This is a genomic window from Paenibacillus sp. FSL M7-0896 (assembly GCF_037975415.1).
Lineage (GTDB): Bacteria > Bacillota > Bacilli > Paenibacillales > Paenibacillaceae > Paenibacillus_AQ > Paenibacillus_AQ silagei.
This window is the reverse complement of sequence record NZ_CP150250.1, coordinates 3,843,966-3,866,425: the sequence shown is the minus strand read 5'-3', so window position 1 is coordinate 3,866,425 and position 22,460 is coordinate 3,843,966. Positions and strand designations below refer to the sequence as shown.

The following is a 22,460-nucleotide window of genomic DNA, read 5'->3' as shown; positions in this document are numbered from 1 at the left end:
CCTGACGGATGCGTCTTTTTTGCGTTCTCATTATGGCAGCGAAATGTTCTGGAGCTGGACACACTTTTCGACGAAAGAGGCTGATCTGTATGCGTCAAACCAATCTATTAGTTACCACTCTGCGCGAAGCTCCTGCGGAAGCAGAGACAAGGAGCCACCAGCTGCTGCTGCGTGCCGGATATATCAGGCAGGTGGCCGCCGGGGTATACACCTATTTGCCGCTCGGACGGCGGGTGCTGCGCAGGATGGAGCAGATCGTGCGCCAGGAGATGGAGTCCGCCGGTGCGCAGGAGGTTCTTATGCCTTCAATGCAGCCCGCAGAGCTCTGGAGAGAATCGGAACGCTATGAGGTGTACGGCAAAGAGCTGATGAAGCTCCAGGACCGTCACGACCGTGAGTTTGTGCTGGGTCCGACCCATGAGGAAGTGGTTACAGCGCTAATGCGCGCAGAGATCAGCTCTTACCGGCGGCTGCCGGTGACTGTCTATCAGATTCAGACGAAGTTCCGGGATGAACGTCGTCCGCGCTCAGGGCTTCTGCGGGGCAGGGAATTCCTGATGAAGGATGCCTATTCGTTTGATACGGATTGGGAGGGCCTGGATCTGGCCTATCAGGTGATGTACAGCGCTTATGAGCGGATCTTTGACCGCTGCGGCCTGAAGTACCGGGCGGTGCAGGCGAATGCCGGAGCGATTGGCGGCAAAGGCCAGAATCATGAATTCATGGCCCTGTCAGATATAGGTGAGGATACGATAGCTGTGTGCTCCCTGTGCGGATATGCTGCGAATCTGGAGCAGGCGGAAGTGCGGAGCGGAGCCGAACCGGATAGACAAGATTTTGCCGGACGCCCTGCCCCTGAGCGATTCCATACGTCTGCCCAGAAAACTATTCAGCAGCTGGAGCAGGAGAGTCAGCTCAGACCGCAGGAGATCATCAAGACCTTAATCTACACGGGCGGAGGCAAGACAGTTGCTGTGCTGGTCCGTGGAGATCATGAGGTGAATGAGCTGAAGGTGCAAAAGTACCTCGGCTGCGGTGACATTACGCTGGCTGATGCCATGCATGTGCAGGAGGCTGCCGGAACCGGAAGCGGTTATGTCGGTCCTGCCGGATTGTCTGTGCCTATCCTGGTGGATGCTGCTGTTGCAGCCATGACAGAAGCAGTCACAGGCGCGGGGGAAGAGGATTACCATCTGCGTGGAGTGGTGCCCGGCCGGGACTTTCCGCTGACGCAGGTGGGGGATTTCCGTAATGTGGTTGCCGGCGACTGCTGTCCGCAATGCGGCAAAGGGGAGCTGGATTTCCAGCAGGGCATCGAGGTAGGGCATGTCTTCAAGCTGGGCACGGTCTACAGTGAAAAGCTGGGGGCAGATTATTTGGATGCAGACGGCCGCACCCGGCCTATGGTAATGGGCTGCTACGGCATCGGAATCTCCCGCTTGCTGGCCGCAGTGGCTGAGCAGAACAACGATGACCAGGGGCTGATCTGGCCGCAGGGCCTAGCTCCGTATGCGGTTCATATTCTGCTGATGTCGGTCAAAGATACAGCGCAGCGTGAGCTGGCTGAAGCCCTGTATGCACGGCTGACCGCCTTGGGCATCGATACCCTGCTGGACGACCGCGATGAGCGGGCCGGGGTCAAATTCAAGGATGCCGGACTGATCGGCATACCGGTTGCGCTGGTGGTCGGCAAGCTGGCCGCAGAGCAAAGGATTGAATACATGGACCGGAGAACGGGTAACAAGGAAGTAATCGATATGGGCGAGGCCGTGCTGCGCGTAAGCGGTATGCAGTCCGCACCGGATACTACTTTTGCTTGAATTGAGGATTTGGTAAAATAGGGGAAATACCGCATAAAGCCTTCGCCCTGGAGAGGAGGAAAAAGCATGTTTGGACGTCTAAGACACAGGCTTGACAATGCCAGACAAATGCAGAAAATGCGTAACGAGCATCCCGAAGAGATTCGCCGCCTACTGGAAGAGCGGGCCAGGGAACAGCAAGTCCCGGTTGAATCTGTTCCCGTAAAGTCCGGGCCGTGGATTATCTTCTTCCGGTGTATTCTGTATCTTCTGACCGTGCTAATTGTGTTGATTACCTTCATCGGGGGGCCGCAGAGTAATGCGCCTGTCTTCACCATACTTTCCTTTGGTCTGCTGCTGGCTGTTCTGTATCTGATAGCGGGGCTTGCCCAGCCTGCAATCGTATTTTTCCGCAAGCACTGGTCCCGGGGAGATGTACTTGAGCTGTTCAGCCTGATCATCGGGGCGCTGCTCATTCTGATGGCGATATTTCGCCCTTAAGCGGCAGGCCTCAATAATGAGCAGCGGATTTTGGGGTCCAGGAATGGTATAATAGACTACTGGACAACTTTTGTAATGAACCGAGGGTAAGGAGCGATTATTGTTGAAGACACTCATTATTGCGGAGAAACCGGACATGGGGCGGAATATCGCCGCCGCAATAGAACCGAAGGCCAAAAACTACCGTTCCTATCTGGAAGGGGAGCAGTACATTATCACCTGGGCGATTGGGCATCTGATTGGCCTGGCAGAGCCCGAAGCCTACGACAATAAATATAAAAAATGGAACATTAATGACCTGCCGATCATTCCCGAGGAGTTCAAGCTGCTGCCCAATGCACGCACCATGGACCAGCTGAAGGTGATCGGGGAGCTGGCGAAGCGCAGCGATCTGCTGGTGAACTCCTGCGATGCCGGGCGTGAGGGCCAGCATATTTTCTCATTGATCCAGCGTTACCTGGAGCTGAACCAGCCGGTGAAGCGGCTGTGGATCTCCGACCTGACGCCGGAGACGATCCGCAAGGGCTTCCAGGAGCTGAAGGACGGGTCGGAATATGAGAATCTGACCAAGGCTGCCCGGGCGCGCAGCGAGGCGGACTGGCTGATCGGGATGAACGGCTCGCGCGCTTTTACCACCAAGCATAATGTGCTGCTCTCTGTAGGCCGGGTACAGACCCCGGTGCTGGCGCTGATCTATGACCGTCAGAAGACCATTGAAGCGTTCTCCTCGCTGAAGTTTTTTGAGGTGGAAGGGCATTTCACCCAGAATGAGCTGACGTATAAGGGCATGTGGCAGGGTGACCGGTTAACGGATGGTGCGAAGGCAGAGGCACTTGCGGCCAAGGTCAAGGGCAAGCCTGCCCGGATTGTTCTCTATGAGGTCAAAGAGACCAAGGAATATCCGAACAAGCTGTACGATCTGACGCTGCTGCAGCGCGAGGCGAACGGGAAATATGCCTTTTCCGCCAAAAAAACACTGGATATCGCCCAGGCGCTGTATGAGAAGCATAAGGTAATCTCGTACCCGCGTACCAACTCCAACTATGTTACGGAGCAGAATATTCCTGAAATGCACAAGACGCTGTCGGCCCTTCAAGGCACGCAGTACGACGATTGGGTGAAGGGTGCGAACCGTAACCTGGTCCATAAAGGCAACAAGTTTATTTGTAATCCGTCCAAAGTGGAGGATCACCATGCGATTCTGCCAACGAACCGCAAGGCGAACGGTCTAAGCACGGACGAGGCCAAGCTCTATGATCTGATCGTCCGCCGCTTCCTCTCCCAGTTCTATCCGGCAGCGGAATATAAGGTGCATACGGTGATGACGGAAGTGGAAGCCGAGAAGTTCAAGACTACGGTCAAGGAGCTGCTGAGCCTCGGCTGGAAGGTGATCTACGCAGACCAGAAGAAGGACAAGTCTAGACCGGCCAAGGGCAAAGGCAAGGAAGACGAGGAGGAAGAAGAGCTTGAGGTGAACGAGCCGTTCTCGGTTCAAGCAGAGGGTGAAGTGATCTGCAGCGATGCGGTTGTGAAGGAGAAGGATACCCAGCCTCCAAAAGCTTACACGGAAGGAACCTTGCTGAAGGCGATGGAGAGCGCAGGCAAGCAGATTGAGGATGAAGAGCTGCGCGATGCCATGAAGGATTCGGGGCTGGGCACTCCGGCGACCCGGGCCGCTACGATTGAACGGCTGAAGAATGTCGGCTATGTGGAGATGCAGGGGAAAAAGATCGCCATCACCCAAAAGGGGCGGACGGCGGTTGAACTGATCCGCGGAGCAGGTGTGGAGCTGCTGACCTCCCCGGAAATGACCGGGCAGTGGGAGCGCCGCCTCAATGAAATTGCCCGCGGGACCGCAGCGGACGGGCAGTTCATGGAGAATGTGAAGCGGTTCGCTTCGATGATTGTGGACAAGGTCCGCGTGCAGTCGCGCGCCGCTAAGACCTCCTTCGAAGGGGATACGCCTTCGCTGAACAGCGGCGGCAAGGGCCGCAGTTCGGCTGCTGCGCCGCGCAAGACTGCCGACTCCAAAGCGGCTGAGCGCAAGCCAGCGGCGGCCAAACCGCGCAGCGCGGCGTCTGCCGCTGCCGGGAAGAGCGGGGATGCCGGGCCGAAGGTTATCGGCTCCTGCCCGCGTCCAGGCTGCGGCGGCATGATCTTCATGGGCCGCAAGGGCTACGGCTGCTCCCATTATAAGGAGGGCTGCGGCTTCGTGATCTGGAAGGAGAATCACGGGCGCACGCTCACCGACACCCAGGTGAAGGCCCTGATTGAGAAGGGCCGGACCGGGAAGCTGAAGCTGACCGGTGAGGACGGCGCGCCGCTTGAAGGCAAGCTGGTGCTGCAGAATATGGATACCGGCCAGCTGGCCGTGGAATCATAATTCCTGAATATCAAAAGCGCCCCGGCCAGATTTTCATGGCGGGGCGCTTTGTTATAGGATGATGAGCTTCACCTGCAAGAAAGATTACGGGGATTCATTCAAAGCCGCTTCAATGGCGGCACTTAAGCCTTCATAGGAGGAATCCGGCAGCAGGACGCCGTTCACCATGAATTTCGGTGTGCCGTTGACGCCATAAGCTCCGGCGATTTTGAAGTCCTCTTTGACATCGTACATATACGTATGGTTCTTCAGATCCTGCTCGAACCGCTCTTGGTCAATCCCTGCAATATTGTCCTTCACGAACTTAAGGATGAACTTCTGGGTTGCCCAGATCTTGCTCTCATCGCCCTGGCTCTCGTAGAGCTTGTGGAGATACTCCCAGAACTTCTCATTATTCTGCTGATAGATAGCTTCCCCCGCACTGGCGGCCAGGTAAGAGTCCCGGTCAATGAAGGCGAAGTTCATGAAGTAGAACTGGACTTTCCCGCTGTCTACGTAGTCTTTGATGAACGTATCCAGGTAGGAGGCGGTCCAATTTTTGCAGGCAGGGCATTTGAAATCGGCGAATTCAATCACCTTCACCTTGGCGGATTCGCTGCCCAGATGCGGCTGCTTCTCGTATTTCAGCCCGTCCACCACGATCTTGCCCTTCACATCGGTGTAGTTGGGGAGATTATCGAGCGCCTCAGTGCCGGACGATTTGCCCTGTGTAAGGAAGAAGGCAAGAAGGGCGATCAGCAGCACGGCAATCACTGCAAGCAGCATAGGGAGCAGACGCCCGTGATTCGGGGTATTCCTGGAACGGTTAGCTTTGTTATTCATGGCCAGCCTCCTGCACGATGTGAAAATCTACTCAAATAGTATAATCATACCGGCGGCAGGCTGCCTATGCCATTTGTAACAATTGCCCGATTCTGATGGTGCAAGTCAATCAGCCGTGATGCTCCCGCAGCGCAGCGGTGCGGATCACCGGAGGCACCTCGTGAATGGCAGAGATGGTCATGACGGACTGCTGCATCTCCCGTTCCAGCTCAATCAGATTGTAGAGCCACTCATTCGGCTGCTTCAGATAGATGCTATTGATCCCGGCAGTCAGCGCGGGCAGTACATCTGTACGCAGGGAGTTGCCGATCATCCAGGTGATATTACGGTCGAACGGATAGGTAGTCAGGATATTCTCAAGCGCCTCCACATTTTTGTGCTGGCGGATATAGATGCGGTCATCGAAATAGGCGTCCAGCTTCATTTGGGCGATTTTGCGCTGCTGGATGGTGTCGTCGCCACCGGTATAGAGATAGAGGGAATGGCCGTCCTGCTTGAGGGTATCCAGCGTCTCTACCATGCCGGGATAAGCTTCCACCTCCTGGTCGTACACACTCAGTCCCAGCTTCATCAGCTGCCGCTCCTCGAAGGCATCCGGCTTGCGGTTATATTTGCTGCAGAAGTAACGGTAGGTGGCAATCAGCGATTTCGGGAAATTGTCGCTGGCCAGGCCGCTTGTGCTAACGGTCTCGACATCGATTTCCACCTGCTTGCTGCGCAGTTCGCCGATGGTAGGCTGGAAATCGCTGAACCAGTTAGACATCAACTCGAAATATTGTCCAAGGATAAGGTCAAAATACTTATTGCAATGCACCAGGGTATCGTCGAGATCAAAGATCACTTGTTGGGTCAAATACTTCATGAGGTTCACTCCTAAGTTGGTCTGTTAGATACGGATGTAGGACTCCAGAAACATCTGGAGCTCCGAGGCCCCGTCAGGACGTATGCTGTAGCGTTCGGTGCCTTCACCGCGCAAATGGACCCGCAGAAGCCCGGCGACTCTTAGACTAAGCAGGTGATGCATCAGCATCTCCCGGGACAGGCTCAGCTCGGACTGCATCTCCCACAGTGTCTTCGGTTCGTTCGCTACGAAGCGCAGCAGTCTCAGCCGGGTAGGATCAGAGAGAGCCTGTGTTAAACGAAGCAGCACCGTTGGAGGCTCCTCCTCATTGTCTGAGGGGACATCAACCGGATATTGCACCAGCATCAGGTTCTTGAAGAAGCAGTACGTGTTGATCGGCCGGTTATGCACGGTAGGCAGCAGCACAATCGTCTTCAGTCCGGGAATGTCCTCAATAACAATTCCGCCGGAAGCATATTCGATCAGCGGGACCATGTCCATTTTGCTTTCCAGCATTTTTTTCTCAGAGGCGTCTTCAATCAGCAGCGGCAGCAGGGTATGCTCCACATGGCGGAAATAATGCTCATACCATATCCGCAAAAGAGGCGTATATCCGTTCTTGATCCGCGCGCATTCCTCGGCCGTGAATTGATGGAAGAAAGGCTCGGTCCGCCGGAGGCAATCCTCCAGAGACAAGCTCTCCAGCTCAGCCAGGAACTGCAGCACCTTGGAAGCCTCGCCCCGGCTGTAGGCCCAGGCGTAGAGTACATCATAATCTTCGAACGGCCACTCGGCGGCCTGCTTCAGTGCAGCCAGCTGTGCGGGAGTGAAGCGGCCATCCACATCTCGGATCCAGTCGGTGCCGATGTCCAGATTGGAGGTCCATTTCTTGGTCACATATAACATGAAACTGTCCAGCAGTTCGTATACGGGGGAAACATCAATGTTCAGTTCATACTTCATTTAAGCCGGGTCACCTCCAGAAAATCAGTCACTTCTATATATTATCTCTTGTTTTGAAGAGGGTTGTCTACTATAATGTTCGGTGTTTGCCGCATGGACATCAGGTTCCGTTCATCAATGAATTACATAGGAGGATTTATTTGTGTCAGATTCTATACCGATGCCGCATGGACAGAGCGGTAGAATGAATTATTCGATTTTGATTGCCGTGATTATTCTGGCAGGGCTGAGCCAGGGGATGCTGCTGCCGGTCTTATCTATTCTGCTGGAGCAGGAAGGCGTATCGTCCTCGCTGAACGGACTTAATGCGGCTGCCTTGTATGTAGGCTCATTTGCCATGACCTTGATTGCAGAAAGGGTACTTGGCGCCATCGGCTTCAAGAAGCTAATCGCCGCGGGTCTCGCGCTGGTGCTGGTATCACTCCTGCTGTTCCCGCTCCTTACCGGCGTGAAGGTCTGGTTCGTGCTCCGCGTGCTGGTCGGGATCGGCGATTCAGCGGTGAATTACGCCGCGCAGCTCTGGGTGCTGCTCATGACACCGGCGGAGCACCGTGGACGGAACCTGTCGCTCTACGGGATGTCCTACGGACTGGGCTTCAGCCTCGGACCGCTGGGCATCAGCCTGCTGCGGTTCGGGCAGCCCGCACCGTTCCTGATTACAGCCCTGCTGTTCGTAATCGTGCTGCTGATTGTGGGCTTCAAGCTGCCTGACTCGCGGCCGGAAGCTATGGATCACAGCGAAGGCCAGGCGAGCAGATTCGGCCGGAGCTACCGGCTTGCTTGGTATGCGCTGATTCCGGCGCTGCTATACGGCTATATGGAAGCCAGCCTGAACAGCAGCTTCCCGGTATACGGGCTGCGCACCGGGTTCAGTGCAGACCAGATTGCCGCTTTGCTGCCCTTTGCAGGCATTGGAGGCCTGCTGCTTCAGCTGCCGCTCGGCATATGGAGCGACCGTTATGGCCGCAAGGCCATTCTGATTGCTGCGGGGACAGGAGGAGGCTTGGCCTTCACGCTGCTGCCGCTTACTGGCGACCATGTCCTGCTCACCCTGCTGGTGCTGATGGTGGCCGGGGGACTTGTCGGCTCCTTTTTCTCACTAGGATTAAGCTATGCCGCCGATATCCTGCCGCGCAAGCTGCTTCCCGCTGCCAATGTAGTCGCTTCCTTCCATTATAGTCTGGGAAGTATTGCGGGGCCGGGCATCGGCGGGCTGCTGCTGCAGTTCGGCTGGGGCGGCAGTGTGTTTGCCGTAATGGGCGGCCTGTATATTGTATTTGGGCTGGCAGGGTTATTGTTCTCGCCAGGGAAGAAGATATGAGGTAGAATAAGAACGAATGCTCGCATGGAATTTGATCCCGCTTTCAGAGTACACTATAGAGTAGAGTCGAAGACAGGAGAGGCTGACCTATGATTACAGTTGAACATTTGGCCAAAGCGGTCGGGGAAGATAAAACACCGGTACTTCAGGATATCGGATTTCAATTAGAACCGGGAGAATTTGTAGCGCTGCTGGGACCCAGCGGCAGCGGGAAGTCAACGCTGCTGCGCTGCCTGGCCCTGCGCGAGAAGTGGGACAGAGGGAATTTTAGGGTAGATGGGCAGGATATTATGAAGAGCCCCTTCGCCGGCAAACGCAAGATCCGCCGGGAATGGGCCTATCTGGAGCAGAACGCGGAGCTGAATCCGAACCGTACTGCACTGAAGAATGTGCTGATCGGACAAGCCTCCCAGACGCCGCTGTGGCGGATGGCTACAGGCATGGTCCGCTCAGATGATTATATGGGGGCGATGGACCAGCTCGATCTGCTGGGTCTGCTGGACAAGGCCAAGCTGAAGTCCGGCCAGCTCAGCGGCGGCGAACGTCAGCGTGTGGCGATTGCCCGGGCATTGGTCCACGGCGCCAAGGTCATCCTGGCGGATGAGCCGGTGACGGGCCTTGACCCCAAGACTGCGGAGAATGTGCTGGAGACCCTCCGCAATCTGTGCAAGGAGACAGGCCTTACCGTGCTTACGGTGCTGCCGATCGAGCTGGCCGAGCGTTATGCCAGCCGTCTGTGGGTGCTGGAGGACGGAAGAATCAAGTATGATGTCAAAGGACGCCGGCTAACCTCACAGGAGCGGCTTCATCTGTGAATTAAGGCAAGACGTTCAGTAAGGAGAGCGTAAATGAAGTTGAATATGCGTATGCGTCTACTGGGAGGAATTGCCGCAGCCGCCCTGTCGCTGTTTGCCCTGTCGGGCTGCACCTTCATCAGCGATCCGGTATCCCAGATGAGGGTGCCCCAGCTGCCTGCGGACAAGGCTTCGCTGATGGCAGCGATTAATTCTTCATTGAAGGCACTGGATGGCACTTTAACCCGTCCAGCCAATGCGGATAACAGCTCGATTTTCACCGAGGACCTGGATCGTGACGGCGTGATGGAGACGCTTGTGTTCTACCAGACGAAGAATGAAGCTGTGGTGATGCACGGGATGATTCTGGAGAAGCAGGGGGATACCTGGGTCAAGAAGCTGACCTTCGACGGCGACGGCACCATGCTGGATTCTGTGGAGCTCAGAGATGTAACGGGGGACGGTAAGCTCAATATTGTGACCGGCTATTCCCGCGGGGAAGAGAAGGGCGTGAAGGGCATGGTTGTCTACAGCTATTCCGGGGGAGTGCTGGAAGAGATTCTAACCAAGCCGTATACCAAATATATCATCGATGATCTGAATGAAGACGGGATTGCAGATATTACCGTGGTATACTTCAAGCGTAATGAATTCGCTACAATAACTACCTACCAGTACAATGACAGCTTCAAGGTGCTGGATGAGCTTGACGACCTGGACCCTTATTTCAATAGTTATTACAATATTGTCTCAGGAAAAGTAGCTGCGAATAAAGAAGGTATTGTACTGGATTCTGCTGTGGATTCGCGGTCAGCCTATACAACAGTGGTTGTAATGGAGAATAACAAGCTGCGTGTGGTGGTTCCAGGGGATGCCAGCACCTTCAAGGACCGCAAAATTGTCAGCGAGGATATTGATCTGGACGGCATTATTGAGATTGGCATGCTGGTTCCTCCCAAGGGCTGGGAGTATTTCGATCCGGAGACCATTCCGTATTTCAATTCCTATTACAAATGGGACGGGAAAAACGGCCTGACCTTCAGTACCCAGCTCTATAATGATCCGCTGGACCGGTTCACCATTAACTTCGCCCCCGAATGGCAGGAGCGGGTGACCGTGGACACAAAGTCGGTTCAGAACAAGTCGCTCAAATTCATTATGACGGATACCGGGGAGACCGTCGCTGAAGTAACGTTCTTCTCGCCTGCAGAATGGGACAATGTGAAGAACACCGGCTGGAAGCTGCTCGGACGGGATCTGGATAAAATGATCGGATACCGGGGAGAACTGGAACAAAGTACAATTGGAGGAGAGGACGGACGAATTAAATCCTCTATTGAAAGGAAGGGAATCGATGAGTAAAGTACTGATACTGGAGGATGAAGAATCCATCCGCAGTTTTATTGTCATTAACCTGAAGCGCAACGGCTTTGAGGTGCTGGAGGCGGCGGATGGCCATGAGGCGCTGCATAAGCTGAGCACAATCCATGACATTGATATCGCCTTGTTGGATGTGATGGTGCCCGGCATCGACGGCTTTGAAGTATGCAGACGCATCCGGGAGACCAATGAGCGGCTGGGAATTATTTTCTTGACGGCCAAGGTACAGGAGCAGGACAAGGTCTATGCGCTGTCCGTAGGGGCTGATGACCATGTCAGCAAGCCGTTCAGTCCAACCGAGCTGATCGCACGTATCCAGTCGCTGCTGCGCCGGGTCAATGTTCACCGCGAGCAGTCAGCCAAGGTATCGTTCCAGTCGGGCCCGTTCACCCTGGATCTGATCTCCAAGCAGTTCAAGCGGAGCGGGGAAGCCATTGAGCTTACGCCAACAGAGTTCTCGCTGGTGCAGTTCTTCCTGGAGAAGGAGAATACGCCGCTCAGCCGTGATTCCCTGCTCGATCATGTATGGGGCAAGGAATATATGGGGGACCCTAAGATCGTTGACGTCAATATCCGCCGCTTGCGCCAAAAAATCGAGAACAATCCATCGGAGCCTGAATTTCTGCAGACGGTGTGGGGGCACGGCTATAAATGGAAAGGTCAGGTACAATGATCAAGAAGGGGATGCGCAGACAGATCGTACTGCACTATATATTAGTAGTCTTTGTAGCGCTTCTCCTCGTTGAGACGATCTTCCTGCTGGCGATCCGCACCTATTATTACAACAGTATCTACAGCAAAATCACCACGCATATCAGTGTGGCTGAGACTTTTGTGAAATATGAAATCCCGGATGACAAGTCGCAGGCCCAACTGGAGAAGCTGCTTAAGTTATTCAATGTGGAGTTTACCGAGCTGGAGGTCCTGACGCTTAAAGGGGATATTATTACCAGCTCAACCGGGTTCCAGCCGGACCGGACGATCACCACCAGTGATGTCCCCGAGGCGGTAGGCGGCAATATCGGCCGTTGGGTGGGCCGTCAGGCCGGTACTAATGAGAATGTTATGGCAGTATCCAAGATGGTGCAGATCAACGCTCATGACACCTATGTCCTGCGTTATCTGACATCTATGGAGGGCGTGAACAGTAATCTGCTTAATCTGACTCTGCTCTCCATTGCCATCGGTGTAGCAGTGCTGACGATTGTTCTGCTGCTCAGCTTCGGTCTCGCCAATTCGATTGTGCGTCCGCTGAATAATATTACGGCCGTGTCGGCGCAGATGGCGAAGGGCAAGTTCACGACCCGGATCAAAGGCGATTACCGGTACGAGATCGGTGAACTCGCTTCAACGCTTAACTATATGGCGGACGAGATTGTCCGCAGCAACCAGATTAAGGATGATTTCATCTCCTCGATCTCTCATGAGCTGCGCACTCCGCTGACCAGCATCAAGGGCTGGAGCGAGACGCTGGTCTCCGGGGGCTATGACCCTGAAGAGACCAAGCTTGGGGTCGGAATTATCTCCAGGGAGAGTGACCGGCTGATCGGGCTGGTGGAGGAGATCCTCGACTTCTCGAAGCTGCAGCAGAACGAAATGAAGCTGTCGATGGGGCAGGTGGATATTAAGGTTCTGCTGCAGGAGACGCTGCTCAATATCTGGGCCAAGGCCGAGAAGAAACGGATTCATCTGCTGCTGGAATGTGAGGAGACGATTTTCATCAAGGCGGATGCCAACCGCCTCAAGCAGGTCTTCCTCAATCTGGTGGATAATGCGGTGAAGTTCTCGCCGGAGGATTCCAGTATCGTGCTGTCGGCGGAGCGTCTATCCGGTACCGAGATGGCTGTCACTGTCCGTGACAGCGGTATTGGCATTAGTGAGGCGCACCTGGCCAGAGTACGGGACCGCTTTTTCCAGGTCGATGCACTTAACGGGGGAACGGGCCTCGGACTGGCGATCTCCCAGCAGATTGTGGAGCTTCATAACGGCAAGCTGGAAATGGACAGTGAGCTGGGCAAGGGTACCCAGGTTACCGTCATTCTGCCGCTGGATGACAGCCAGCAGGGGAATGCCCGTCCCAGCAACTCACCGGTAACTTCATAAGCAAGCCAAGTGGAAACGGCTTTGGCGTCCTTACAGGGACGGCACCCGTTTCAGCGAGAAATATAAGGATAAGTTATCGTGTGAAACATATAATTTCTTATATTTATACAAAAGGGATACAGCTATCGTCCGGACAGACCGGAGCTGTATCCCTTTGTATGTAGCAGCCCTAAGGGCTGAACGATTGTTATGAAGGCATTCCTTCCGCACGCAGACGGCCAGCCTTCTCATAGACCTCCTGAAGCAGGCGGGCAGGCTGGGTACGGACCAGCGGCTTGGCAGCTACAATCTCATGCGGGCCGACAACCACAATGTTGTCTGCACTGCCTTTGATCACAGCGCCGTCCTTGATCACAGCACCTTCACCGATAATGGCGTGTTCAATCAGAACACCGCGTCCAATACGGGCACCGGGCATTACCACACTCTGCTTGATTCTGCTCTGCTTGCCGATCTCTACACCGCTGAAGATGACCGAGCGCTGAGGGCTGCCTTCGAGCTGGCAGGTCTCGTGAATCAGGCAATCTGCTGAAGCCGCTTGTTGAGTGCGTGGTCTGAGCGCAGCCAGCTTGGTCCGCTGTGCACGGCTGTACATCGGCCAGCGTGAATTATCAAGCTGGAAGCCGTCTTCTTGCAAGAGATCCATATGAGCTTCCCAGAGGCTGCCAACGGTACCCACATCTCTCCAGTAGCCCTCGAAGCGGTAAGCGAACAGTTCATCATTCGCATCCAGCATAGATGGAATGACATCCTTGCCGAAATCATGACCGGACTCCGCATTTGCGGCATCCCGCAGCAAATGAGCCTTCAAGTACGCCCACTCGAACAGATAAATACCCATGGAAGCCAGATTGCTCTTCGGAGCCTTCGGTTTCTCGGCAAATTCGGAGATCTTGAAATCTTCATCCACGTTCATCACGCCGAAGCGGCTCGCTTCATCCCAAGGAACCTCCATAACCGATATCGTTGCCTTCGCAGACTTGGCGATGTGATAATCGAGCATTTTGCGGTAGTCCATGTGGTAGATATGGTCTCCCGACAGAATAAGTACATGCTCCGGGTCCTGACTGTCAATATATTCAATATTCTTATAAATAGCATCGGCGGTGCCTGTATAGCTGTCTCTGCCTTCAATCCCAGAAGGGAGCAGTCTTACACCACGGTCACTGCGGCTGTGCAGCCCCCAGGGCTCACCTTCACCGATATGCTGATGCAAGGATTCTGCTTCGTACTGAGTCAATACTCCGATGGTGTCAATCTTGGAATTCACACAGTTGCTTAGGGGAAAATCAATAATTCGGTACTGTCCGCCGAAAGGGACTGCAGGCTTAGCCATGCTGGAAGTCAACGGGGCTAATCTGCGGCCTTCCCCGCCTGCCAGGAGCATGGCGATACATTCTTTCTTACTCATGTGTTATCCCTCCCATTTTTTTGTCAATGCTTGTAATATACACGCAGAACAAGCGCTTGAAACGACATAGGTGAATTATATTGCTGCATATCTGCAAAAATTACATGTTTATTTTCAATATTCAGAAATTGCCTGGACTTCTCTCAAAATCATTTTCAAAATCTATATATTCGGGTAATGTAATAGGTGCATCATATATCCTAAGGTGGTGATGATTTGGCCGATTTACCAAAAACAGAAAACCTCCCGTCCGCTGAAGATATTTATCTGTTCCATGAGGGCACGAATTATCGCAGCTATACGATGCTTGGCGCGCACATTGCCGTCCAAGAAGGGCAGGCCGGCGTTCGCTTTACCGTGTGGGCTCCTCATGCGGCATATGTAGGACTGGCGGGAGATCATAACAGCTGGGATGGAACATCCGATCTTGATACGTTATATAAGATACCCGATTCAGGATTTTGGAGTCGTTTTTTTCCGGGAATGGAGCCGGGAACTTTTTACAAATACAGGATTACAGGAGCAGATGGTACAAGCTTCCTCAAAGCAGACCCATATGCCTTCCACGCGGAAGTTCGCCCGGCAACAGCATCTGTTGTAGCGAATCTGGACGGCTACAAATGGGGGGATGCTGCTTGGAGGCGGAAGAGTAAAGGTCCGTATCAGGCACCCATGAATATTTATGAAATGCATCTGGGCACCTGGCGGCAAAAGGAAGACGGCGAACTCTATACTTATCGGGAGATCAGCAGTCTGCTGATTCCTTACCTGAGCGAAATGAGCTATACCCATGTGGAGTTTATGCCGCTCGCTGAACATCCATATGATCTGTCCTGGGGCTACCAGGGAACCGGTTATTTTGCGGCTACCAGCCGCTTCGGAGAGCCGCAGGATCTGATGTATCTGATCGATCAGCTGCATCAGGCCGGCATCGGGGTTATTCTGGACTGGGTTCCTGCCCATTTTGCCAAGGATGCTCATGGCCTGCGCCTGTTCGACGGTTCGCCGCTGTATGAGTATGCTGATCCGATGCTGGCGGAGAAGCCGGGCTGGGGCACCTTGTCCTTCGATTTCAGCAAGCCGGAAATCTCATCCTTCCTGATCTCCAATGCCTTGTTCTGGTTCGAGAAGTATCATATTGACGGCATGCGCGTGGATGCGGTTACGAGTATGCTGCGGCTTGATTTCGAGAAGGAACCCCATCAGTACCGGACGAATGAGCATGGCGGGCTGGAGAATTTGGAGGCTATCCGGTTCATTCAGCAGCTCAACCAGACGATTTTCCAGTATTATCCGAAGGCGCTCATGATGGCGGAAGAATCCAGTGCCTGGCCGGGTGTAACCTCACCGGTGCATGAAGGGGGCCTGGGCTTCAACTACAAATGGAATATGGGCTGGATGAATGACACCTTGGGCTACATAGAACGGGATTTCGATTCGCGCCCTTATCATCATAATTTGTTGACCTTCCCGATATGCTATGCGTATGCCGAGAACTATACACTTCCGCTGTCGCATGACGAAGTAGTGCACGGCAAGAAGTCGCTGCTGGACAAAATGCCGGGGTCCTATGAGCAGAAATTCGCCGGTCTGCGCCAGCTTCTGGGGTATCAGATCAGCCATCCGGGCAAGAAGCTGCTGTTCATGGGCGGAGAGTTCGGGCAATTCATTGAATGGAAGGATCAGGATCAGCTCGACTGGCTGCTGCTGGATTATGAGAGCCACCGGCGGATGCAGGCCTATACAGCTGCGCTGAATAAGCTATACCTTGCCGAAAAAGCGCTGTGGGAGCTCGATCATGACATGACGGGCTACCAGTGGATCGATGCCGATGACAGCGGGCAGAGTGTCGTATCCTATATCCGCAGAGGCAAACGTCCGGTAGACACGCTCTTAATTATCATCAACTTCCAGCCGGCCGAGCGCCGCCATTACCGTATCGGCGTGCCTCGTCCGGGTGTTTATGAAGAGTTATTTAGCTCGGAGAGCAACGAATACGGCGGATCGGGCTTCCATAATGAGCCGCTGAAGAGCACCAAGACCGAGTGGCATAATCAGGTGAACAGTATAGAACTGACCCTGCCGCCACTTAGCTTCTTGGTGCTTAAGAAGTCAGGCCGCAAGACCGTTTAAGGGCAGGAAGTGTCCGAATAAGCCACTATATAAGGGGGAGATGGAATGAAAGTATTATTTGCTGCGGCGGAAGCCCATCCATTTATCAAAACAGGCGGACTGGCCGATGTCATCGGCGCTTTGCCGAAAGCCCTCAAGGCGGCCGGGGTCGATGTCCGGGTAATTTTGCCCAAATACAAAGGAATTCCTGAGAAGTATTCCGCTCAGATGGAGCATGTCGCTACTCTGGAGGTCCCGATTGGCTGGCGCAATCAGTATTGCGGGATCGAAAAGGTGGTATTTGAAGGGATTCCCGTCTATTTCATCGACAATGAGTATTACTTCGGCCGTGACGGAATCTATGGCTATATGGATGACGGCGAGCGGTTCGCGTACTTCAACCGGGCGGTGCTGGAATGTCTGCCGGCCATTAGCTTCCAGCCGGATGTAATCCATTGCCATGACTGGCATGCTGCGGTGGTTCCGCTGCTGCTGCAGGCGCATTACCGCCATAATCCGTTCTACAGTGAGATGCGTACGGTATTCACCATACATAATCTCCTGTATCAGGGAGTCTTCCCGTATACCGTGCTGGGTGAGCTGCTGGGTCTGGACGACAGTTATTTCCTGGGCGTGGAGTATTACGGGAATGTGAATTATATGAAGGGCGGGATTGTCTACAGTGACCATGTCACCACCGTCAGCCCGACTTATGCCGATGAGATCCGGACCCCGTACTACGGCTATGGTCTCGATGGTCTCCTGACTGCGCGCTCTGACGCGCTCAGCGGCATTGTGAACGGAATTGATACCAAGAGCTATAATCCGTCCAGTGATACGGCAATCTTCACCAAGTACCGCTCTAACCTGGCCAAAAAAGCCGAGAACAAGCTGGGACTCCAGCAGGAGCTTGGATTGCCGGTGGCCCCTTACATTCCAATGGTAGCAATGGTTACGCGTCTGGTGGATTCCAAGGGACTGGATCTGCTAACCCGTGTGCTGGATGAGCTGCTGTACTACGATGACATTCAGTTCGTGCTGCTGGGGACGGGGGATGAAGTCTACGAACGCTGGTTCCGTGAGGCGCAGTGGCGTTATCCGACCAAGCTGTCGTCACAGATTACCTTTAGTGATGCCTTGTCCCGCAAAATCTACGCCGCCAGCGACATCTTCCTGATGCCGTCCAAATTCGAGCCTTGCGGCATCAGCCAGCTCCTCGCGCTGCGTTACGGCAGCATTCCGGTGGTCCGTGAGACAGGCGGGCTGAACGATACCGTGCAGGCATACAACGAATATACCGGTGAGGGCAACGGCTTCACCTTCAAGGATTACAACGCCCATGATATGATGCATACGCTCCGCCGCGCCGTATCGTTCTACCACAAGCCCGAGCACTGGAAAAAAGTAGCCAAAAACGCTTTCTCCGGCGACTACAGCTGGAACGTATCCGCTCAGCAGTACATTGATATTTATAACAAGATTACTGTGACTGCAGCGGAATAGGTACAGTAAGGTTTAGATGGGAAAAGGCACCCCTCAGTTCATGATGAACTTAGGGATGCCTTTTTGACGTTGTTCACCGCAACGGCGACCATGCAACGTGTTCAAAACTTAAATGTGTCTAATTTCATCAAGCCTCCACAATATGCCGGAAAAGAATCCGGTACTCGTACGGCTCCAGTGCCACATTCATCATCCCGCGTTCCGGGGCTACTGCTTCGCCGGTCAGCGCATCCAGCCAGTCACTGGTCTCCATCGGGTGGCTGAGCGTGCGTTGCTGCGGTGAATTGTTCATCCAGACCGTGAAATGGATCAGCTCATCTGCGCGCTCATAGACAATGCACGGGTCATGCTCACAGGCCTGAAGAATCCGGAAGCGGCCTTCACGAAGCGCCTTATGCTCCTTGCGCAAACTAATCATCATCCGGTAAAAGTCATACAGCTCGCGGTCCTGCTTGCCCTGATCCCATTCCATACATTTGCGGCAATCCGGGTCCTCATTGCCGGTCAGGCCAATCTCATCGCCGTAATAGATGCAGGGGGTGCCCATGAAGGTGAACAGGAAGACGACCGTCAGCTTCAGCTTCCGTTTGTCTTCACCAAGCACGGTGAGCAGGCGGGGGGTGTCATGGCTGCCAAGCAGATTGAAGACCACCTCGTTCGTCTGCTGCGGATAACGCATGAGCAGGCCGCCGATCCGGTGACCGAAGGTGATGCCGTCCATCCCGCCGTTGAAGAATTCCAGCACTGTCCCCGAGAAGGGATAGTTCATCACCGAATCGAACTGGTCGCCGAGCAGCCAGGTTAAGGAGTCGCTCCATACCTCGCCGACGATGTAGGCATCCGGGTTCGCGGCTTTGACCACCTTGCGGAAATCACGCCAGAAGTGATGGTCCACCTCGTTGGCCACATCCAGCCGCCAGCCGTCCACCTTGATCTCCTTGATCCAGTATTCGGCCACCTCCAGCAGATAAGATTTTACTTCATGATTGGCGGTGTTGAACTTTGGCATATTGCCATAGAAGCCGAACGTGTCATAGGTGGGAATACCGTCCACAATCTCAGCCGGAAAAGAGTTCACATGGAACCAGTCCCGGTAGACGGAATACTCCCCTTTGGCCAGCACATCCTGGAAGGGTGGGAACTGGTCGCTGCAATGGTTGAACACCGCGTCAAGCATGACGCGCAGGCCCCGTCTGTGGCATTCCTCGACGACCTGCTTCAGCAGCTCATTATCGCCGAAATGCGGGTCAACTCTCCGGTAATCCACAATGTCATATTTATGGTTGGAAGGGGAGACGAACAGCGGCGTGAAGTAGAGGGCGTTGACGCCCAGCTCCTGCAGATCATCCAGATGGTCCAGCACGCCCTGAAGGTCCCCGCCGAAGAAATTATTCAGCTCAGGCTTGCCGCCCCAAGGCTGCGTGCCTTCTGGATTAATCAGGGGATTGCCATTCGCGAAACGCTCGGTCATGATCTGGTAGAACACGGCATCCTTTGCCCAGGGAGGAACCCGGAACAAGTCGATCCCGTGGATATAGGGGAATTCGTAGAAGTGATTCGGAGGCGGAGGACACTCAGAGCGAATACCGTTATCGAGCAGATAGACCGTCTCCATACCCTTACTTACGCGAAAAGTATAGCTAAGCCGCTTATATTTGGGCCGGACCGCCGCTTCCCAGTAGTCGAATTTATCATCGGAGGCGGCTTTCTCCATGATAATGTCATAAGAGGTATGCTGCCAATCATACTTGTCGCCGGTAAGGGCGACTACGTAGTCCACATCATCACGTTTGGTGCGCACACGCAGATGAATCGTTTCAGTATCATAGGCATAGGCCCATTTGTCACGGGGAACATGGTACATCGCTTCAAGCAGCATAGTAGCACCTCCTGTAAGTTGGGTGGAAGCTGTAATGATTCGTGCGGCATTTGGAGATAATCTATAGTAGATAGTATTATATACCACCTTCATAGGATGTGCATTTTTTTGTCGCCGTAACAGGTTTTTGTCACAAAATCGTCTTTGCATATTCATGCGAAGTGATTTATAATAAGTCGGTCCATGGGACGGATAGAATAGAGAATATAAATAGAACAGGGAGACGAGACAAATGAACAAATGGGGTAAACTTTCTATGGGACTGCTGCTGGCAGCAGGACTCTTGGCCGGATGCGGCTCCAATAACAATAAGAACAATACCGCAGCAAGCGGAAATGGCGGTGCTGCAAGCACGGAGGCGCCGGCCAAGAAGCTGATTATGGGTACAAGCGCAGACTTTCCTCCATATGAATTCCACAAGATGGTTGAAGGTACGGATACGATTGTTGGTTTCGATATCGAGATTGCCAAGGAGATCGCCGCTGATTTGGGCCAGGAGCTGGAGGTTAAGGATCTTCCGTTCGACTCTTTGCTGAATGAGCTGGCAAGCGGCCGGATCGATATGGTGATCTCGGGACTTAGCCCGACACCGGAACGCGCTGAAGCTGTAGGTCTCTCGGACATCTACTATAAGGCAGAGCAGGCTGTCGTAGTGCGTGAAGCCGACAAGGACAAATTCGCCAGCATGGACGCACTGAAGGGTGCCAAGATCGGAATTCAGACCGGTTCCATCCAGGAGGGGATCGCCAAGGGCATCGAAGGCGCACAGCTGACCTCCCTCAGCAAAATCTCCGAAATCGTCCTGCAGCTGCAGTCGAACCGGGTGGATGCTTCCATCATGGAAGGACCTGTTGCCAAGTCCTTTGTGAAGAACGTCAAGGGCCTCGTGATCACGGATGCCAAGCCGGAGGTTGAAGATGACGGCTATGTCATCGGTGTGAAGAAGGGCAACACCGAGCTGCTCGATCAAGTGAATAAGACACTCGGACGGCTGAACTCCGAAGGCAAGATTGATGAATTTGTAGCGGCAGCAAGCGAGCTTGCTGAGAGCAAATAACACGCGAAGCCGCATATACGGTTAGCGGAGATCAAGATAGACCCGCAGCTGGCTGCGGGATTATGCTCTACCATGCAGAAAATGGCGGTGATCCGCCGTTTTCTATTTTTTTGAGAAGAGGAGGGGTTGAGGCAATGAATGTATTCGATATGGCTTATGAGTACCGCAATTTATTCTTATCCGGTCTGCAGTACACACTGCTGCTTGCGGTGCTGGGGGTATTCTTCGGTTTCGTACTAGGCATCCTGGTTTCGCTCCTGCGGATGTCCAAATGGAGAATTCTGCGCTTTATTGCCACCGCATGGGTGGAATTCTTACGCGGGACGCCGATGCTGGTGCAATTGTTTCTGATTCACTACGGGTTGACGGAGCTTGGACTTGAGTTCACACCCATTCAGTCCGGGGCGATTACATTAACCATCAACAGTTCTGCTTATCTGGCGGAGATTTTCCGTGCGGGGATTCAGGGGGTGGATCGCGGTCAGGTTGAAGCGGCGCGTTCACTCGGAATGAAGCAGGGGATGACGTTGCGCTACATTGTGCTGCCGCAGGCGATTAAGAACGTGCTGCCGGCCATTGGTAACGAATTTATTACCATCATCAAAGAATCTTCAATCGTGTCTATGATCGGGGTTGCAGACCTGTTCTTTCAGGCGAAGACCATTACAACGATTACGTATGAGGGTCTAACGCCCTATGTTATCATTGCAATCATGTATTTCGTACTAACATTCACACTATCCAAGCTGCTGGGTATATTGGAACGGAGGCTGAACACGGATGATCGAGGTTAAGAACCTGCGGAAGAGCTTTGGGAAGCTGGAGATCCTGAAGGGTATTGATCTGAATATTCACAAGGGTGAGGTTGTTGTTGTCATCGGTCCCAGCGGATCGGGTAAAAGCACCTTCCTGCGCTGCCTGAACCTGCTGGAGCAGCCCACAGGCGGGGAGATTAGCTTCGAGGGTCAATCCATTACCGCGAAGCGCCATGACATCAACGTGACCCGCGAGAAAATGGGGATGGTGTTCCAGCAATTCAACCTGTTCCCGCACAAATCCGTGCTGCAGAACATTATGCTCGCTCCGCTCAAGGTGAAGAAGCAGCAGGCTGCTGAGGCCGAGAAGTACGCGATGGAGCTCCTGCGGACTGTAGGCCTTGAAGACAAGCGCGATGCTTATCCGGCGCAGCTCTCCGGCGGACAGAAGCAGCGGATCGCAATCGCCCGGGCGCTGGCTATGCAGCCGCATGTCATGCTGTTCGACGAGCCAACCTCGGCGCTGGACCCGGAGATGGTCGGTGAAGTGCTGGAGGTTATGAAGCAGTTGGCGGTGAACGGCATGACCATGGTGATTGTGACGCACGAGATGGGCTTCGCCCGTGAAGTGGGGGACCGGATCCTGTTCATGGACGGCGGAGTGATTGTGGAGCAGGGGACACCGGCAGAGGTATTCGGCCATCCCAAGCATGCCCGCACGCGCGATTTTCTCAGCAAGGTATTATAGTAGACTGGCTAATAACCCCGCTGTATGGGGTTATTTTATTTTGGCGGAGTGCACAATGGGTGATATAGTATACAAATGATCAATCTAC

At 53.9% G+C, this 22,460-nt stretch carries 18 protein-coding genes; 13 read left to right on the top strand and 5 right to left on the bottom strand.

The features are described 5' to 3' along the window. The first annotated feature begins 89 nt into the window (after nt 1-89). From MKY12_RS16505 to MKY12_RS16495, 3 genes are all read left to right on the top strand, one after another. Entirely contained in the window at nt 90-1,820 is a 1,731-nt protein-coding gene (locus tag MKY12_RS16505) for a proline--tRNA ligase (RefSeq protein ID WP_339248880.1), read from the top strand. A 66-nt stretch (nt 1,821-1,886) separates the two neighbouring features. After that, nucleotides 1,887-2,300: a hypothetical protein gene (locus MKY12_RS16500; RefSeq protein WP_339248879.1), complete on the top strand. Its 414-nt coding sequence runs from the start codon at nt 1,887-1,889 to the stop codon at nt 2,298-2,300. A gap of 103 nt (nt 2,301-2,403) precedes the next feature. Beyond that, entirely contained in the window at nt 2,404-4,683 is a 2,280-nt protein-coding gene (locus MKY12_RS16495; protein ID WP_339248878.1) for a DNA topoisomerase 3, read from the top strand. An 84-nt stretch (nt 4,684-4,767) separates the two neighbouring features. Here MKY12_RS16495 and MKY12_RS16490 read toward each other — a convergent pair whose 3' ends face one another. The 3 genes from MKY12_RS16490 to MKY12_RS16480 all read right to left on the bottom strand — a co-directional run bounded on the left by MKY12_RS16490 (nt 4,768) and on the right by MKY12_RS16480 (nt 7,309). After that, nucleotides 4,768-5,505, bottom strand: coding sequence for a DsbA family protein (locus MKY12_RS16490; RefSeq protein WP_209873688.1), 738 nt, complete (start codon nt 5,503-5,505; stop codon nt 4,768-4,770). 109 nt (nt 5,506-5,614) lie between these two features. Further along, entirely contained in the window at nt 5,615-6,367 is a 753-nt protein-coding gene (locus MKY12_RS16485) for an HAD family hydrolase (RefSeq protein ID WP_339248877.1), read from the bottom strand. A gap of 24 nt (nt 6,368-6,391) precedes the next feature. Continuing rightward, a complete protein-coding gene (locus MKY12_RS16480; protein WP_036726468.1) occupies nt 6,392-7,309 on the bottom strand; it encodes a helix-turn-helix domain-containing protein in 918 nt (305 codons plus the stop codon). Between the two features lie 160 nt (nt 7,310-7,469). Between MKY12_RS16480 and MKY12_RS16475 the strand changes: the two genes are divergently transcribed. From MKY12_RS16475 to MKY12_RS16455, 5 genes are all read left to right on the top strand, one after another. Beyond that, nucleotides 7,470-8,630 carry an MFS transporter gene (locus MKY12_RS16475; protein WP_209874183.1) on the top strand — a complete coding sequence of 387 codons (1,161 nt, stop codon included), beginning with the start codon at nt 7,470-7,472 and terminating at the stop codon, nt 8,628-8,630. A gap of 89 nt (nt 8,631-8,719) precedes the next feature. Further along, a complete protein-coding gene (locus MKY12_RS16470; RefSeq protein WP_339314728.1) occupies nt 8,720-9,445 on the top strand; it encodes an ATP-binding cassette domain-containing protein in 726 nt (241 codons plus the stop codon). 33 nt (nt 9,446-9,478) lie between these two features. After that, nucleotides 9,479-10,786 (top strand): hypothetical protein, encoded by a 1,308-nt coding sequence (locus MKY12_RS16465; protein WP_339314726.1) that lies wholly within the window; start codon nt 9,479-9,481, stop codon nt 10,784-10,786. After that, on the top strand, nt 10,779-11,477 hold the full coding sequence (locus MKY12_RS16460; protein WP_339314724.1) for a response regulator transcription factor: 699 nt from the start codon (nt 10,779-10,781) through the stop codon (nt 11,475-11,477). Before MKY12_RS16465 ends, MKY12_RS16460 begins: the two co-directional genes overlap by 8 nt. Beyond that, complete coding sequence (locus MKY12_RS16455; protein ID WP_339314885.1) at nt 11,474-12,907, top strand: HAMP domain-containing sensor histidine kinase; 1,434 nt, start codon at nt 11,474-11,476, stop codon at nt 12,905-12,907. Before MKY12_RS16460 ends, MKY12_RS16455 begins: the two co-directional genes overlap by 4 nt. A 187-nt stretch (nt 12,908-13,094) precedes the next feature. Here the strand turns inward: MKY12_RS16455 and MKY12_RS16450 are convergent, their stop codons facing one another. Further along, nucleotides 13,095-14,318: a glucose-1-phosphate adenylyltransferase gene (locus MKY12_RS16450; RefSeq protein WP_339314722.1), complete on the bottom strand. Its 1,224-nt coding sequence runs from the start codon at nt 14,316-14,318 to the stop codon at nt 13,095-13,097. Between the two features lie 216 nt (nt 14,319-14,534). On the opposite strand from MKY12_RS16450, the gene glgB reads away from it, so the two are divergent. Both glgB and glgA read left to right on the top strand, forming a co-directional pair. Continuing rightward, nucleotides 14,535-16,451, top strand: a complete 1,917-nt coding sequence (glgB, locus tag MKY12_RS16445) for a 1,4-alpha-glucan branching protein GlgB (protein WP_209873706.1) — start codon at nt 14,535-14,537, stop codon at nt 16,449-16,451. A gap of 45 nt (nt 16,452-16,496) precedes the next feature. Then, nucleotides 16,497-17,933 (top strand): glycogen synthase GlgA, encoded by a 1,437-nt coding sequence (gene glgA, locus MKY12_RS16440; protein ID WP_339248868.1) that lies wholly within the window; start codon nt 16,497-16,499, stop codon nt 17,931-17,933. A 127-nt stretch (nt 17,934-18,060) separates the two neighbouring features. Here glgA and MKY12_RS16435 read toward each other — a convergent pair whose 3' ends face one another. Then, on the bottom strand, nt 18,061-19,812 hold the full coding sequence (locus tag MKY12_RS16435) for an alpha-glycosidase (protein WP_339314719.1): 1,752 nt from the start codon (nt 19,810-19,812) through the stop codon (nt 18,061-18,063). Nucleotides 19,813-20,044: 232 nt separating this feature from the next. On the opposite strand from MKY12_RS16435, the gene MKY12_RS16430 reads away from it, so the two are divergent. From MKY12_RS16430 to MKY12_RS16420, 3 genes are all read left to right on the top strand, one after another. Continuing rightward, nucleotides 20,045-20,869: a transporter substrate-binding domain-containing protein gene (locus MKY12_RS16430; protein WP_339314717.1), complete on the top strand. Its 825-nt coding sequence runs from the start codon at nt 20,045-20,047 to the stop codon at nt 20,867-20,869. A 134-nt stretch (nt 20,870-21,003) separates the two neighbouring features. Continuing rightward, nucleotides 21,004-21,663: an amino acid ABC transporter permease gene (locus MKY12_RS16425; RefSeq protein WP_339314715.1), complete on the top strand. Its 660-nt coding sequence runs from the start codon at nt 21,004-21,006 to the stop codon at nt 21,661-21,663. Next, entirely contained in the window at nt 21,650-22,372 is a 723-nt protein-coding gene (locus MKY12_RS16420) for an amino acid ABC transporter ATP-binding protein (protein ID WP_036726484.1), read from the top strand. The genes MKY12_RS16425 and MKY12_RS16420 overlap by 14 nt, the downstream gene beginning before the upstream one ends. The last annotated feature ends 88 nt before the right edge of the window (nt 22,373-22,460 follow it).